The 15169-nt window shown below is 50.3% G+C and carries 16 protein-coding genes and 1 riboswitch; of the genes, 8 read left to right on the top strand and 8 right to left on the bottom strand.

Features of this window, described 5'->3' with window-relative positions; all coding sequences use genetic code 11:
- The first annotated feature begins 112 nt into the window (after positions 1-112).
- On the top strand, positions 113-1714 hold the full coding sequence (locus ICA20_RS10890; protein WP_038641273.1) for an EAL domain-containing protein: 1602 nt from the start codon (positions 113-115) through the stop codon (positions 1712-1714).
- Positions 1715-1720: 6 nt separating this feature from the next.
- Here ICA20_RS10890 and yoaE read toward each other — a convergent pair whose 3' ends face one another.
- Positions 1721-3280, bottom strand: coding sequence for a CNNM family cation transport protein YoaE (yoaE, locus tag ICA20_RS10885; protein ID WP_038641275.1), 1560 nt, complete (start codon positions 3278-3280; stop codon positions 1721-1723).
- A 459-nt stretch (positions 3281-3739) separates the two neighbouring features.
- Here yoaE and manX point away from each other — a divergent pair, with 459 nt between their 5' ends.
- From manX to mntP, 5 genes are all read left to right on the top strand, one after another.
- Positions 3740-4702: a PTS mannose transporter subunit IIAB gene (gene manX / locus ICA20_RS10880; RefSeq protein ID WP_005122176.1), complete on the top strand. Its 963-nt coding sequence runs from the start codon at positions 3740-3742 to the stop codon at positions 4700-4702.
- A gap of 58 nt (positions 4703-4760) precedes the next feature.
- Positions 4761-5561: a PTS mannose/fructose/sorbose transporter subunit IIC gene (locus ICA20_RS10875; protein WP_005122174.1), complete on the top strand. Its 801-nt coding sequence runs from the start codon at positions 4761-4763 to the stop codon at positions 5559-5561.
- A 12-nt stretch (positions 5562-5573) separates the two neighbouring features.
- Positions 5574-6425 (top strand): PTS mannose transporter subunit IID, encoded by an 852-nt coding sequence (locus tag ICA20_RS10870; RefSeq protein WP_006684184.1) that lies wholly within the window; start codon positions 5574-5576, stop codon positions 6423-6425.
- 60 nt (positions 6426-6485) lie between these two features.
- Positions 6486-6944: a DUF986 family protein gene (locus ICA20_RS10865; protein ID WP_038641277.1), complete on the top strand. Its 459-nt coding sequence runs from the start codon at positions 6486-6488 to the stop codon at positions 6942-6944.
- A gap of 197 nt (positions 6945-7141) precedes the next feature.
- Positions 7142-7246: riboswitch (yybP-ykoY riboswitch) on the top strand.
- 130 nt (positions 7247-7376) lie between these two features.
- A complete protein-coding gene (gene mntP, locus ICA20_RS10860; protein ID WP_038641279.1) occupies positions 7377-7943 on the top strand; it encodes a manganese efflux pump MntP in 567 nt (188 codons plus the stop codon).
- Here the strand turns inward: mntP and rlmA are convergent.
- The 6 genes from rlmA to mgrB form a co-directional block, all read right to left on the bottom strand.
- The gene (rlmA, locus tag ICA20_RS10855) at positions 7940-8749 is read right to left on the bottom strand and encodes a 23S rRNA (guanine(745)-N(1))-methyltransferase (protein ID WP_038641281.1); all 810 of its coding nucleotides are present in this window, start codon (positions 8747-8749) and stop codon (positions 7940-7942) included. The two genes, mntP and rlmA, sit on opposite strands and share 4 nt — an antisense overlap.
- A gap of 63 nt (positions 8750-8812) precedes the next feature.
- Positions 8813-10558, bottom strand: coding sequence for a peptidoglycan glycosyltransferase FtsI (gene ftsI, locus ICA20_RS10850; RefSeq protein WP_038641283.1), 1746 nt, complete (start codon positions 10556-10558; stop codon positions 8813-8815).
- Between the two features lie 219 nt (positions 10559-10777).
- Positions 10778-10987, bottom strand: coding sequence for a transcription antiterminator/RNA stability regulator CspE (cspE, locus tag ICA20_RS10845; protein ID WP_001062678.1), 210 nt, complete (start codon positions 10985-10987; stop codon positions 10778-10780).
- 12 nt (positions 10988-10999) lie between these two features.
- Positions 11000-11143: a DUF2627 domain-containing protein gene (locus ICA20_RS10840; RefSeq protein ID WP_006684179.1), complete on the bottom strand. Its 144-nt coding sequence runs from the start codon at positions 11141-11143 to the stop codon at positions 11000-11002.
- A 635-nt stretch (positions 11144-11778) separates the two neighbouring features.
- Complete coding sequence (locus ICA20_RS10835) at positions 11779-12063, bottom strand: YebO family protein (RefSeq protein WP_038641288.1); 285 nt, start codon at positions 12061-12063, stop codon at positions 11779-11781.
- A gap of 74 nt (positions 12064-12137) precedes the next feature.
- Complete coding sequence (gene mgrB / locus ICA20_RS10830) at positions 12138-12281, bottom strand: PhoP/PhoQ regulator MgrB (protein WP_038641290.1); 144 nt, start codon at positions 12279-12281, stop codon at positions 12138-12140.
- Between the two features lie 164 nt (positions 12282-12445).
- Here mgrB and ICA20_RS10825 point away from each other — a divergent pair, with 164 nt between their 5' ends.
- A complete protein-coding gene (locus tag ICA20_RS10825) occupies positions 12446-12685 on the top strand; it encodes a YobH family protein (RefSeq protein ID WP_038641292.1) in 240 nt (79 codons plus the stop codon).
- Between the two features lie 114 nt (positions 12686-12799).
- On the opposite strand, the gene kdgR is transcribed toward ICA20_RS10825, so the two are convergent.
- Positions 12800-13591 (bottom strand): DNA-binding transcriptional regulator KdgR, encoded by a 792-nt coding sequence (kdgR, locus tag ICA20_RS10820; protein WP_038641294.1) that lies wholly within the window; start codon positions 13589-13591, stop codon positions 12800-12802.
- A 174-nt stretch (positions 13592-13765) separates the two neighbouring features.
- Between kdgR and ICA20_RS10815 the strand changes: the two genes are divergently transcribed.
- Positions 13766-15139 (top strand): MFS transporter, encoded by a 1374-nt coding sequence (locus tag ICA20_RS10815; protein ID WP_038641296.1) that lies wholly within the window; start codon positions 13766-13768, stop codon positions 15137-15139.
- Positions 15140-15169: the final 30 nt, after the last annotated feature.

Here is a 15169-nt window from a genome sequence, read left to right as displayed (position 1 = left end):
CTGCGACGGATGGGCGAATTTATCTCCCCTTCCTCGTCTACTGTAATTTTCCCCACTACACTTGCTCTGTTGCTTTTGGCTTTTGTGACCAACGGCTTATCGGGCGGCCCGCATGCATACAGCACAACGGATCATTAAAAACTATCGCCGGAATCGCTTATTTGTTTGCACCCTATGTGCCCTGGTAACGCTTATCCTCACGTTAACGGTCCGATTTATTTCGGAGCGTAATTTAAATCATCGAAATACCGTAACCTTTGCCAACCACGCGGTTGAAGAGTTGGATCACGTGCTTTTGCCCCTTCAGGCCGGACGAGATGTGCTGTTGCCGTTGATTGGTCTCCCCTGTTCAGTCGCGCGTTTATCGTTGAGCAAGCATGCTGCCAGGCTGCAAACGGTACGCTCTGTCAACCTGGTTAAAGATGGGATTCTGTATTGCTCCAGCATTTTTGGTTATCGCAATGAGCCTGTTCGTCAACTGGAGCCTGAATTACCAAGCCAGGAGTCGCTACTGCTGTTATCAACCGACCATTCGATAATTAAAGGCAGTCCGATTCTGACACAATGGTATCCATCCTCTGCCGATGGTGAAGATGGCGTGCTGGAAATCGTCAACATTGAGTTATTATCATCCATGTTGCTTGAGCCACAACTGCCGCAGATCACCCATGCCAGCTTAAGTGTCGGCAATCGCCATCTGCTCTACGGACAAGGTGTTGTCGATACGCTACCTGAACTAAAGAATGAAAAACGCTACCAGCTCTCATCACAGCATTTCCCGTTTACTATCAGCGTTACCGGTCCGGGCGCCAGTGAACTGGCGATTAAACATCTGCCAACACAACTGCCGCTGGCGGTGATCCTCAGTCTGTTAGTGGGGTACCTGGCGTGGCTGGCAACCGCCAACAGAATGAGTTTCTCCTGGGAGATAAATCTGGCCCTTGCCGCCCGGGAATTCGAGCTGTTCTGCCAGCCACTGCTCAATGCGCAAACGCAGCAATGCATGGGGGTGGAAATCCTGTTACGCTGGAATAATCCGCGTCAGGGTTGGATCTCTCCCGAAGTGTTTATTCCCATCGCCGAGGAGCACAACCTGATCGTGCCCCTGACGCGTCACGTCATCGCAGAAACCATTCAGCAACGACACGTCTTCCCCATGAGCAGTCAGTTTCATATCGGGATCAATGTCGCCGCCAGCCATTTTCGCCACGGCACGCTGTTAAAAGATCTCAACCAGTATTGGTTTAGCCAGCATCCCATTCAGCAGTTAGTCATCGAACTTACCGAACGTGATGCGTTACTGGATGTGGATTATCGGGTTGTACGCGAGCTAAATCGCCTTGGCGTAAAACTGGCGATTGACGATTTTGGCACTGGCAACAGCTCGCTCTCCTGGCTGGAAAAAATCCGCCCGGATGTACTGAAAATTGATAAATCATTTACTTCTGCGATCGGTACCGATGCCGTGAACTCAACCGTTACAGACATCATCATCGCGCTGGGAAAAAGACTGAATATAGAACTGGTGGCGGAAGGGGTTGAAACGCAGGCGCAGGCACAGCATTTGCGCCGGCACGGTGTACATTTATTGCAAGGTTTTCTGTATGCGAAGCCAATGCCGCTACGCGATTTTCCAAAATGGCTGGCGGGCAGCACGCCGCCGCCCACCCGGCATAACGGGCGACATAGTATGCCCGTTATGCCGTTTCGCTAAACCCGATTACTCGTCTTCGTCGTGAGCAGGTTGTTCTTTAACAATGCGAACTAAATCCACACGATAGTCATTCGCTTCGACAATCGTAATACTCAGCGGCGCAACCTCGATAACATCGCCGACGCGTGGAATATGACCGTTAGCCGCGATGACTAAACCTGCCACCGTCGCGATATCTTCGTCTTCATCCACCAGCGTATCCACGTCCAGCGCCTGCTGCAATGCATGCAGGTCGGTTCCGCCTTTCACCAACCAGCCGCCTGCATCAGCAATAATTTCAGGCGTTTCATCGGCATCGGGGAACTCACCGGCGATAGCTTCTAATACGTCCAGCGGTGTAACCAGCCCCTGCACGACACCAAATTCGTTAGTGACGATCACGAAACTGCCGCGGGCACGACGCAGAACGCCCAACAGATTGATCGGGTCCAGCGTTTCCGGGACCACGATAGCCGGAGAGGCTGAGGCAATCGCCGCCACATCCACCCCCTCTTCCAGCGCCACCAGCAGTTCTTTGGCACGGACGATACCGATAATTTCGTCCAGTTCACCGCGACATACCGGGAACAGGCTGTGCGGTGACGAAAGCAATTGCTCGCGAATTTCCGCTACGCTCAGGTCCGCATCAACCCAGCTAATCTCGCCACGAGGCGTCATAATGCCACGTAATGAACGCGAGGCCAGGGAGAGCACGCCGTTGATCATATAGCGTTCTTCTTCCACAAATGCGCCTTCCGGAACGGGCACAGGTACCGGATTGTCGGATTCCATCTGCGCGCTGGCCTGACGTTTACCGCCCATCAGACGCAGGATTGCATCCGCAGTCCGCGCACGCAGCGGCAGGGTCGACTGGTGGCGAATAAAGTTACGACGGGCAATCTGGTTAAACAACTCGATAATGATCGAGAAGCCAATCGCCGCATACAGATAACCTTTCGGAATGTGGAAGCCAAACCCTTCGGCAACCAGACTCAGACCAATCATCAACAGGAAGCTCAGACACAGCACCACCACCGTCGGATGCTGGTTCACAAATCGCGTCAACGGCTTGGAAGCCAGCAGCATCACGGCCATAGCTATCACGACCGCCGCCATCATGACCGGCAGATGGTTGACCATACCGACCGCAGTAATCACCGCATCCAGCGAGAACACCGCATCAAGGATGACAATCTGCGTCACCACAACCCAAAAGCTCGCATAGCCTTTCGTCTGCCCGGTATCATGTTCACGGTTTTCCAGCCGCTCATGCAGCTCTGTCGTAGCCTTGAACAAGAGGAAGATACCGCCCAGCAGCATAATCAGATCGCGCCCCGAGAACGCATAGTCCATTACCGTAAACAGCGGCTTTGTCAGCGTTACCATCCACGAAATCACGGACAACAAGCCCAGACGCATAATCAGTGCCAGTGATAAACCGATTAAACGCGCTTTATCTCGCTGTTTCGGCGGCAGCTTATCAGCCAGGATCGCAATGAAGACCAGGTTATCAATACCCAGAACAATTTCGAGAACGACAAGCGTGAGCAAACCCACCCAAATCTGCGGGTCCATTAATAATTCCATGACAAGCTCCTGCTTAAGGAATGACCAAACTGCGCGCTGAGGATCTCAGGCGTTAAAGCATCATGCAGAGAAAATTTGTGGCAAAAAGTGCCAATCTGACAGGCGCAAAGCGGCCTGAGGGTGAAATGACGTCGGTGACGATCCATATGGTGGGCTACTGCCCTATACTCCTGAGTAATTAAACAGATGCTAAACATAACAGAGACAACCGGTTTTTAGCAAAGATTTACCTTCCTTTGCAATAAGTTGTTTCGGAGATATTTTACCCTTCGAAATTTCTTTTCATCGGAAGTTAAATTACGGATCTTCATCACATAAAATATTTTTTTCGATATCTAAAATAATTCACGAAAATCATAGGTTTTTCTTTGTAACCCTTATCTGAATCGATTCGATTGCGGACGACGATTCAAATACATCTTTACGTTGATGTGTTAACGATAATAAAGGAGGTAGCAAGTGACCATTGCTATTGTAATAGGCACACATGGTTGGGCTGCAGAGCAGTTACTTAAGACAGCAGAGATGCTGTTAGGCGAGCAGGAAAACGTCGGCTGGATCGATTTCGTTCCAGGCGAAAATGCCGAAACGCTGATCGAAAAGTACAACGCTCAGTTGGCAAAACTCGATACCAGTAAAGGCGTGCTGTTTCTCGTTGACACATGGGGAGGCAGCCCGTTTAACGCTGCGAGCCGCATTGTCGTCGATAAAGAGCATTACGAAGTTATCGCCGGTGTGAACATTCCCATGCTGGTTGAAACCTTCATGGCGCGTGATGACAACCCGAGCTTTGATGAATTAGTGGCACTGGCCGTTGAAACCGGTAGCGAAGGCGTGAAAGCGTTGAAAGCGAAACCGGTGGAAAAAGCCGCTCCAGCCCCCGTTGCGGCACCAAAAGCAGCAGCACCGGCGAAACCGATGGGCCCGAACGATTATATGCAGATCGGTCTGGCGCGTATCGATGACCGTTTAATTCATGGTCAGGTAGCCACTCGCTGGACCAAAGAAACCAACGTAACGCGCATTATCGTCGTCAGCGATGAAGTTGCCGCCGATACCGTGCGTAAAACGCTGCTGACTCAGGTAGCACCTCCGGGTGTGACGGCGCATGTGGTTGATGTCGCGAAAATGATCCGCGTCTACAACAACCCGAAATATGCAGGCGAGCGTGTGATGCTGTTGTTCACCAACCCGACCGATGTGGAACGTATCGTTGAAGGTGGTGTGAAAATTACCTCTGTAAACATTGGCGGTATGGCTTTCCGTCAGGGTAAAACACAGGTAAACAACGCAATTTCTGTTGATGAAAAAGACATCGAAGCCTTCAAAAAACTCAACGAACGCGGTATTGAGCTCGAAGCGCGTAAAGTTTCGACCGATCAGAAACTGAAAATGATGGATTTGATTGCCAAGGCGAAATAATTCCCTGGCATTTACTTAGTTTTCACACTTAAGTCTGTATAGCAATAGGAGAAGTACAATGGAGATTACCACTCTTCAGATTGTGCTGGTGTTCATCGTCGCATGTATCGCGGGTATGGAGTCGGTACTCGATGAATTTCAGTTCCACCGTCCGTTGGTGGCCTGTACGCTTATTGGCGCCGTTCTCGGGGATATGAAAACCGGTATTATCATCGGTGGTACCCTGGAAATGATCGCCCTGGGCTGGATGAACATCGGTGCTGCGGTTGCACCAGATGCCGCACTGGCGTCAATTATCTCTACCGTTCTGGTTATCGCGGGTCACCAAAGCATTGGTGCCGGTATCGCGCTGGCTATCCCGCTGGCAGCAGCAGGCCAGGTTCTGACCATCATCGTTCGTACTATCACCGTAGCATTCCAGCACGCAGCGGATAAGGCGGCCGAAAACGGCAACCTGACGGCGCTCTCCTGGCTGCACGTGTCCTCACTGTTCCTGCAGGCTATGCGTATCGCTATCCCGGCGGTAATCGTGGCGATTTCTGTAGGTACCAGTGAAGTTCAGAGCATGCTCAACGCCATTCCGGAAGTCGTCACCGGCGGCCTGAATATCGCAGGCGGTATGATCGTGGTGGTTGGTTATGCGATGGTCATCAATATGATGCGCGCGGGCTACCTGATGCCGTTCTTCTACCTCGGCTTCGTCACCGCGGCATTTACTAACTTCAACCTGGTTGCTCTGGGTGTGATTGGCGCAGTGATGGCAATCCTCTACATTCAGCTGAGCCCGAAATATAACCGCGTCGCCGGTGCGCCAGTTCAGGCAGCTGGTAACAACGATCTTGATAACGAACTGGACTAGCAGGTGAGCGAAATGGTTGATATGACTAAAACTACCACCGAGAAAAAACTCACTCCGAGTGACATTCGTGGCGTGTTCATTCGTTCTAACCTGTTTCAGGGTTCATGGAACTTCGAACGTATGCAGGCGCTGGGTTTTTGTTTCTCCATGGTACCGGCTATCCGCCGTTTGTACCCGGAAAACAACGACGCACGTAAGCAGGCTATTAAGCGTCACCTGGAATTCTTTAACACCCATCCGTACGTAGCCGCACCTGTGCTGGGCGTTACGCTGGCGATGGAAGAGCAGCGTGCCAACGGCGCAGAGATTGACGATGGTGCTATCAACGGTATCAAAGTTGGTCTGATGGGACCGCTGGCAGGCGTCGGCGACCCAATCTTCTGGGGTACCGTACGTCCGGTATTTGCTGCGCTTGGCGCTGGTATCGCGATGAGCGGCAGCCTGCTTGGACCACTGTTGTTCTTCATCCTGTTTAACCTGGTGCGTCTGGCAACCCGTTACTACGGTGTGGCATACGGCTACCGTAAAGGGGTCGATATCGTTAAGGATATGGGCGGTGGCTTCCTGCAGAAACTGACTGAGGGGGCGTCAATCCTCGGCCTGTTTGTCATGGGGGCATTGGTTAACAAGTGGACGCACGTGAATATCCCGTTGGTGGTCTCCACTATCACCGGTCAGGATGGTCAGACTCGCGTCACCACCGTGCAGACTATCCTTGACCAGCTGATGCCGGGCCTGGTTCCTCTGCTGCTGACTTTCGCTTGTATGTGGCTGCTGCGTAAGAAAGTGAACCCGCTGTGGATTATCGTTGGCTTCTTCATCATCGGTATCGCGGGCTACGCTGTCGGCCTGCTTGGCCTGTAAGACTGTTGTACACCACCGGGGGCTTGCCCCCGGTTTTTCTATTTAGAGGATTGAGGATTCATGACTATCACGGACCTGGTGCTGGTTCTTTTTATCTTTTCGCTGCTGGCGTATGCCATTTACGATCAGTTCATCATGCCCCGCCGTAATGGCCTTACTCTGCTGACGGTCGCCCTGCTTCCTCGCAGCCGTGTTGACAGTGTTATCTTCATTGGCCTGGTAGCTATTCTTATTTACAACAACGTCACCAGCCACGGGGCGCAATTCACCACGTGGTTATTATGCGCACTGATATTGATGGGGTTGTATCTGTTCTGGATCCGTACGCCGAAAATCATCTTCAAGCAAAAAGGGTTTTTCTTTGCCAACGTCTGGATTGAATATAACCGCATTAAAGAGATGAATTTATCAGAGGACGGCGTGCTGGTGATGCAATTAGAACAGCGGAGATTGCTGGTTCGCGTACGAAATATAGACGATCTTGAAAAAATATATAAACTTCTCATTTCAAATCAGTAAATTAGAAAGATAGCCTGAACTATGTTTTTTATATATTTTTGAAAACAAAACATAGCTAAGGCTATATTACAACGTCCGTAATGTTATTTATTTTAACGTTCTGTTTATAAATAAATCTAAATGAAAATCGTTTTCAATTAGAAGTCAAATATTATTTCCCTGTTTCTTGTTTTATATTCTCAATATATGTTAAGGTTGCGCCCGTCGTTGGGGAGTAGCCGATTTCCAGACTCCGGAAATGTACGTGTCAACATACTCGTTGAAAAACGTGGCGCGTACGGACTGAACATACAGCTTCAGTCAGGCGAGACCATAGGCACATCAACTGCAATGCATACCTGAATGGCACGATATATTTCGTGATTTTAATCTGTGTGCATGGTTACTGGGGGCAGTGATGTGTTTTATGGATACCCCGGTCAGGACGCTGTTATGAATCTCACCGCTACTGTACTTCTCGCTTTCGGCATGTCGATGGATGCTTTCGCTGCATCAATTGGCAAAGGCGCCACCCTGCATAAACCCAAATTTTCTGAAGCTCTGCGCACCGGTCTCATTTTCGGCGCAGTTGAAACCCTGACGCCGCTGATTGGCTGGGGAATGGGCATGCTGGCAAGCAAATTCGTGCTGGAGTGGAACCACTGGATCGCTTTCATTCTGCTGATTTTCTTAGGTGGGCGAATGATAATCGAAGGTTTTCGCGACAACGGTGATGAAGATGAAGAACCGCCGCGCCGCCACGGATTCTGGCTGCTGGTCACCACCGCTATAGCCACCAGTCTCGACGCGATGGCCGTCGGGGTGGGTCTGGCGTTCCTGCAGGTTAACATCATTGCGACTGCGCTGGCCATCGGCTGCGCCACGTTGATGATGTCCACGCTCGGCATGATGATCGGTCGTTTTATTGGTCCGATGCTGGGCAAACGAGCTGAAATCCTGGGCGGGGTGGTACTGATTGGTATCGGCGCCCAGATCCTCTGGGCACACTTCCACGGTTAATTCTGGCGCTGCCAGATGTGAATACTAAAATCTGTCTGGCAGTCAAACGTCGTTTTTCCTGCCAGCGTTTCCCACACTTCCGGTTTTGCCCGCCAGGCGTACGGCGTCATTTGCAGTAATGCAACGGCTTCGCTGCCCTGGAGCTGCATCTGATAGCCCAGCGCAATACTTTGCTGCAGAATAAAACCGTCCAGTTGTTCGGTATGTGGCGCATGCAAACGCACCTCATCATAAATCAGCCCTTTCAGCTCCATTAAATGACGCGGCCCGGGCGTGGCGGTGATTACCCATCCTCCCGGTTTCACCACGCGAGCCAGCTCTTGCGCTTTACAAGGCGCGTAGATCCTGATGATGGCATCCATGGACGCATCGGCAAACGGCAGACGATGGCTGGAAGCCACGCAAAAGGTGACCTGCGGATAACGGCGGGCTGCGGCCTTAATCGCCACTTTAGAAACGTCGAGGCCAACGGTCTTGCCGCCAGTCAGCGTATCGGCAAAGGCATGGGTGTAATACCCTTCTCCACAGCCGATATCCAGAATCGCCGCGTTTTCTGAACTCAGCGTCTGCGCAAGCACATTCACAATCGCGTCACGCAGCGGTTGATAGTGTCCGGCATCAAGAAACGCCCGGCGCGCCTGCATCATCTCAGCGCTGTCACCCGGATCGCGCGACCGCTTATGCTGAACCGGCAGTAAGTTGACATACCCTTCCTTCGCCACGTCAAACTGGTGCCGCTCAGGGCAAATAAAACTGTTTTTCGTTTGAGTAAGAGGCTGGTGGCAAAGAGGACAGGAAAACGACATGACAACTCCGGCAGGTGATTTGAGGGCGCAAGTGTAACGCGAATTGCGCCCCGGGAAAATAACTTACAGCGTCGGCGAGGATACGCTGTCGCCATGCATCACCAGCAGGTGATCGGAGTCGGCAGGCATGCCGTCTGGTTTAACATTTTCCAGGCGTAAGACATCACCCATTATCTGGCTGAATACCGGCGCGGAGACGGCGCCCCCATAGTAAGCACCGTTTTGTGGATTATTAATAACCACGACTAGGGCGAATTTCGGGTCGCTCGCTGGCGCAACGCCTGCCGTATAGGCCACATATTTATCAACATATTTACCATCATCGCCAATTTTTTTCGCCGTCCCGGTCTTCACCGCAACCCGATAATCCCTGACCGCAGCCTTGGTTCCCCCACCACCGGGTAACGCGACGCTTTCCATCATATGTTCAACCTGATGAACCAGCGCCTCCGGCATCACCCGCGTCCCTATTACCGGCGGATCAATACGCGTGATAGAAAGGGGGCGATAGATGCCAAAACTACCGATGGTGGCATAGACATGCGCCAACTGGAGCGGCGTCACCATGAGCCCATAACCGAATGCAAAGGTGGCGCGATCCAAATCGCTCCAGTAGCGGCGTTGAGGCATTAAACCACTGCTTTCGCCGGTTAATCCCAACCCGGTTGGGTCGCCAAAGCCAAAACGTTTATAGGTATCCAGCAATTTCTGCACCGGCATAGCTAACGACAAGTGCGAAACGCCCGTGTCGCTCGATTTCTGCAAAATGCCGGTCAGCGACAGCTCCGGGTAAAATCCGACATCGCGAATACGATGCCCGTCGACATTAAAAGGATGGGTATCAATTACGCTGTCCGGTTGCACAATCCCCTGCTGGAGCGCGGTCATGATCACCAGCGGCTTAACGGTTGAACCGGGTTCAAAGGTGTCGCTAATGGCACGGTTACGAAAATCATCCAGTACCGCGCCGTCTCGATTGTTGGGGTTAAAGTCGGGGAAGCTTGCCATGGAGAGAATTTCGCCGGTGTCAATATTAACCAGTACCGCGGCCCCGGATTCCGCTTTATTCCATGTAACGGCATTGTCCAGCGCGTCTTCGGTAACCGTCTGCAAACGCTCATCAATACTGAGTTGTAACTCATGTGCAGGCACCGGCATCACTTCGGTGATATTTTCGATGACATGGCCAAATTTGTCTTTACGGACCAGGCGGGAGCCGGGTTTGCCCATCAACTGGCTATTGAAGCTTTTCTCCAGGCCTTCAATACCCTGGCCATCAATATTGGTGAAACCAATGAGATTAGCCGCAACATGTCCGGCGGGATAAAAGCGGCGTGATTCTTCACGCAGATTGATCCCCGGAAGATTAAGGTTATCGATCCATTCAGCCTGCTGAGGAGAGATCTGGCGCGCCAGATAAATAAAGCGTCCCGCAGGATTACTGTTAACACGCTCAGCCAGAGAACTGAGCGAAATGTTCAGCGTCTTTGCTAACGCCTGCCAACGTTCGTTGTAGCCCACGCCTCCCTTGCTGATAATGGTTTTAGGGTCTGCCCAGACGGCATTCACCGGGACACTTACCGCCAGCGGTCGCCCTTCTCTGTCGGTAATCATTCCGCGTGGCGAGGCAATGGTAACCTCGCGTAACGAACGCATATCTTCCTGTTTTACCAAAGTTGTCGGCGTGACAATTTGTAGCCACGCCACACGCCCCAGCAGCAATCCCAGGCTTAATAATATCGCCACACAAAGCAGGGCAAAACGTACGGGAGTAAAATTGCGCGCATCTATGTCGTTTTTCTTTTTCACCTGGACTCCCGCATGATAGTTTTTCAGGTGTCTGATTTAACGAGAAATGCCGCGAGAATGCGGGGAAAACTATGCTACGAACATCACGCCTTTGCAACAAAGCGCTAATGGATGGGCTTTCAGAAATATTTTGACGTAATTTGAATTAAAAAGCCCCGCATAAGCGAGGCTTTATATCTGAGATGGTTGCGCATGAGCGCATCAAATCAGTGGTGTCGATCAGATAGCTGTTACGTTTACAGCAGCCGGACCTTTCTGGCCGTCCTGAATTTCGAACTCAACGTTCTGGCCTTCAGCCAGAGTTTTGAAGCCGTTACCCTGGATAGCGGAGAAGTGCACGAACACGTCTTTGCTGCCATCAGCCGGAGTAATGAAGCCAAAACCTTTAGACTCGTTGAACCACTTAACTTGACCTTTAATCTTTGCCATTTGCAAAATTCCTTAGAGTATTTTCTTCGCCCGCGGGCATAACATAGATAAAACTGAGACATTACTGCTTGAGGCACTAATATAAGGTTCGGCAGAGAAGCGGTATTCAACGTCAACGTGTTTACTCAGGACTTCTTTACTGAAAATGCCACACATAAACAGAACTGTACCTCGTTTAACCCAAAACGTGTTATCACATACAACGTAAATAATGGCAAGCCATTTTTAAACGTGTCTCGATCGGTCGCACAAATCCTGTCGTTCATCAAACAACCACTGCACAGTTATGCGCCAGACCGAGCAGAGTTATATTCTCACCTCTCTCCCCTTGCCCCGTCAGGCTTGCACCGTCACAGGGACATTTCTACCATAGCTCAATAGCTTCGGTTGTTCCAGGTTATCTGTCACAGGGTCTGGTGGATATCATTTTTTATGCTTAGTAATGCATAAAATGTCACAAGCGTAAAAATGAGATCCGTCTTCTGGTTTTGCACTAAAATAATGAAAGAATGATGACAATGCACAAAAAAGTAAGAGAAACGTTTCGCTGTGAATAAGACGATCGCTATCACAAAAATGACATAATCATATTTTTAACGTATGGGAAAATATATTTAGATCAGACCGCACATAAGATATTAATTGGATAGAGTATCTGAAAATACTCAGGTGACAGGCGACGCCGAACGCTAATTACGCGGCGAGAGCAGAAGAAAATGATCTGACATGTTGACGACAGGATGAGGTATCTGCGAACCGCATCAGCAGACCTTCACCCTGCCATACTGTTTTTAGCGCTCGGCTACCAGGCGGATGATGTCGTCATCTTCATCCTTCGCAGCAACCGCTGCAGGTTCTGCCGCTTTTTCTGGTTCGTTAGCTTCACAAAGGCGACGGAGCAATGCGTTCTGTCTTTTTTGCTGGTCTAACAATGCTTCAAGCAGTTCTATCTGCTCGTTAGTACGCGAACTTGCCCGATTGACGAAAAACCACAACACAAGCCCAACAACCAAAACCACCACCGATACCGCTAAAGACGCAAAACTTAACGCGCCAGAATTCAAAACTTCGTTCATTTCACCACCTCAATGTAGACAGCGTAGTTTACCACTGCCGCACAAGAAGGTAATCAACTGTTGTAAAAATGCGCTTACCAGGGAATAAATTTATTGATGGCACAAATACCGCTGAAAAATTGTACGTCCTGATCGCACATGATGTTAAACACCTGCGCCCACATCAATATGCATACCAGCACGATAACAATCAGTACCACCCAGCGTATTTTTTTCACTCCAGCTCCACTCTTCAACTCTACATCTTATGACTATAAATTATCATGCGTTACCTAAACCCAGCGTTAACTGTAACGGCATTCCATCTTTTTAGGAATGATTGACTTGTTTCATCCCGTGTACAGGCTAATCTACTAATAACGAGAAAAGATAAGAGGTTGTAATGCGTCTGATTATCCGCGCTATTGTGTTGTTAGCTCTGGTTTGGATCGGTTTATTACTCAGCGGCTATGGCATTTTGATTGGGAGTAAAGAGAATGCGGCCGGTCTGGGTCTGCAATGCCAATATCTGACCGCTCGCGGGACCAGCACCGCACAATATGTCCACTCAAACAGCGGCCTTATTGGCCTTTCAGATTGCCCTGTATTGCGGAAAAGTACTGTCGTTATCGATAACGGTTAAGATAGAAGCAATACATTCTCAATGCTATTTGCGCAAAACAGCGTTAATTTTATTCATTAAAAAACCCCAGGTACGCAATACCTGGGGTTTTACACTTAGCGCTATTGCTGCGGATTAGAGCGGGTAGTCGTTATAGCCCATTTGTTCAGAAATCTTACGCGCTGCCGTATGCAGCATCGCCACATATTCGTGTAAACGCTCTTCGGAAAAGCGCAGCGTCGGGAATGAGATACTCAAGCCCGCAATCACCACGCCAAAACGGTCAAACACTGGAACACCGATGCAGCGCAGGCCTTCTTCCTGCTCTTCGTTATCTTCGCCGTATCCCTGTTCACGTACTTTATCTAACAATACCAGCAATTCATCAGTATTTGTGATAGTACGGTCGGTGCTGCGTTTATACTCGATGCCGTCAAGAATTTCCTTCACTTCATCGCGGTCACGCCATGCCAGAAGAACTTTACCGATAGCCGTGCTGTACAATGGGTTACGACGACCGACGCGGGAATACATACGCAGATTGTACATGGAGTCGATTTTATGAATGTAGACGATGCTGTCTTCATCCAGCGCACCAAGGTGTACGGTCTCTTTGGTCAAACGTGAAAGTTCACGCATCTGGATATCAGCACTACGGATCAGATCAACGTTTTGTAACGCGCGCGCACCCAGTTCGAATAATTTCAGGGTCAGGGAGTATTTCTCTGACTCCCCTTCTTGTGCCACATAACCCAGCGTTTTCATGGTCTGCAAAAAGCGATAAACGGTGCTTTTCGACATCATGACGCGTTGCGACAGCTCGGTAATACCAATTTCGCGCTCTTCACCCAGCGCCTGCAGGATGCCAAAAACTTTCAGCACGGAAGATACAGAATCAGGTTGTTTATCCAGATCTGCGATTGCCATTTATCACCTCATTACGAGTGTTTTATAAAAATCAGAACCGGTTTTTATTATAATTTCACGGACCTGCCCTCGCAATCGCTCTTTGCTTACTTAGTTACAAATCTGCGACCTAACGCCTGTATATCAATGCTAAGATTATTATTCTCATCATAATTCCCGATAAAATGACCCCTTATGGAAAAAATTCAGGCTGATGGCCTGCCATTGCCCCAGCGATATGGTGCAATTTTAACCATTGTTATTGGCATCTCTATGGCAGTACTCGACGGAGCAATAGCTAACGTGGCACTTCCGACGATTGCTACCGACCTTCAGGCGTCACCCGCCAGTTCAATCTGGATCGTTAACGCCTATCAAATCGCCATTGTCGTTTCACTGCTGTCACTCTCATTTTTGGGTGATATGTTTGGTTATCGACGCATTTATAAATGTGGTCTCGTCGTATTCCTGCTTGCCTCGCTGTTCTGTGCTTTATCAGACTCGCTACAAATGTTAACTCTGGCCCGCGTGGCTCAGGGGTTTGGCGGCGCGGCGCTGATGAGTGTAAATACAGCATTAATTAGACTTATTTATCCCCAGCGTCAGCTTGGTCGGGGGATGGGAATTAACTCCTTCATCGTGGCGGTATCCTCAGCGGCAGGCCCCACCATTGCCGCGGCGATCCTCTCTATCTCATCATGGAAATGGCTGTTTCTGATTAACGTCCCGCTGGGAATAATTGCCCTGCTGCTGGCTATGCGCTTTTTGCCACCTAATTCGTCCCGCAGCAATAAACCACGCTTTGATCTGCCAAGTGCGGTAATGAATGCCTTAACGTTTGGCTTGTTAATTACCGCGCTCAGTGGATTTGCGCAAGGGCAGTCGCTAAAATTGATTGGCACCGAGCTTGTGGCGCTTATCGTGGTCGGTTTTTTCTTTATCCGCCGCCAGTTGGCGTTGCCGGTACCGTTATTACCGGTTGACCTGCTGCGCATTCCGCTGTTTTCACTCTCGATTTGCACGTCAATCTGTTCATTTAGCGCGCAAATGCTGGCGATGGTTTCTCTGCCCTTCTTTCTTCAAACCGTGCTCGGTCGTAGCGAAGTCGAAACGGGCCTGCTATTGACCCCATGGCCGCTGGCAACCATGGTGATGGCGCCGCTGGCCGGATATCTTATCGAACGCGTCCACGCGGGGCTATTGGGTGCACTGGGTATGGCCGTGATGGCAAGCGGATTATTTGCCCTGGTGTTACTTCCTTCTGCGCCCTCCGATATTAATATCATCTGGCCGATGATATTGTGCGGCGCGGGTTTTGGTCTATTTCAGTCACCGAATAACCACACCATCATCACCTCCGCACCGCGTGAACGCAGCGGCGGGGCGAGCGGGATGCTGGGGACTGCGCGCTTGTTAGGGCAAAGTACCGGCGCGGCACTGGTGGCGTTAATGCTCAATCAGTTTGGTGACAGCGGAACACATATGTCGCTGATAACTGCGGGTGTACTGGCAACGGCTGCCGCCATAGTGAGCGGCTTACGTATCACGCAGCCGCGCGTTCAGGCATAAAAAAAGCGCGTCTGACGACGCGCTTTTTCT

This window comes from Citrobacter sp. C5_2 (assembly GCF_014596845.2).
Lineage (GTDB): Bacteria > Pseudomonadota > Gammaproteobacteria > Enterobacterales > Enterobacteriaceae > Citrobacter > Citrobacter werkmanii.
The sequence above is the reverse complement of the archived record's forward strand: the minus strand, read 5'-3'. Positions and strand labels throughout refer to the sequence as shown.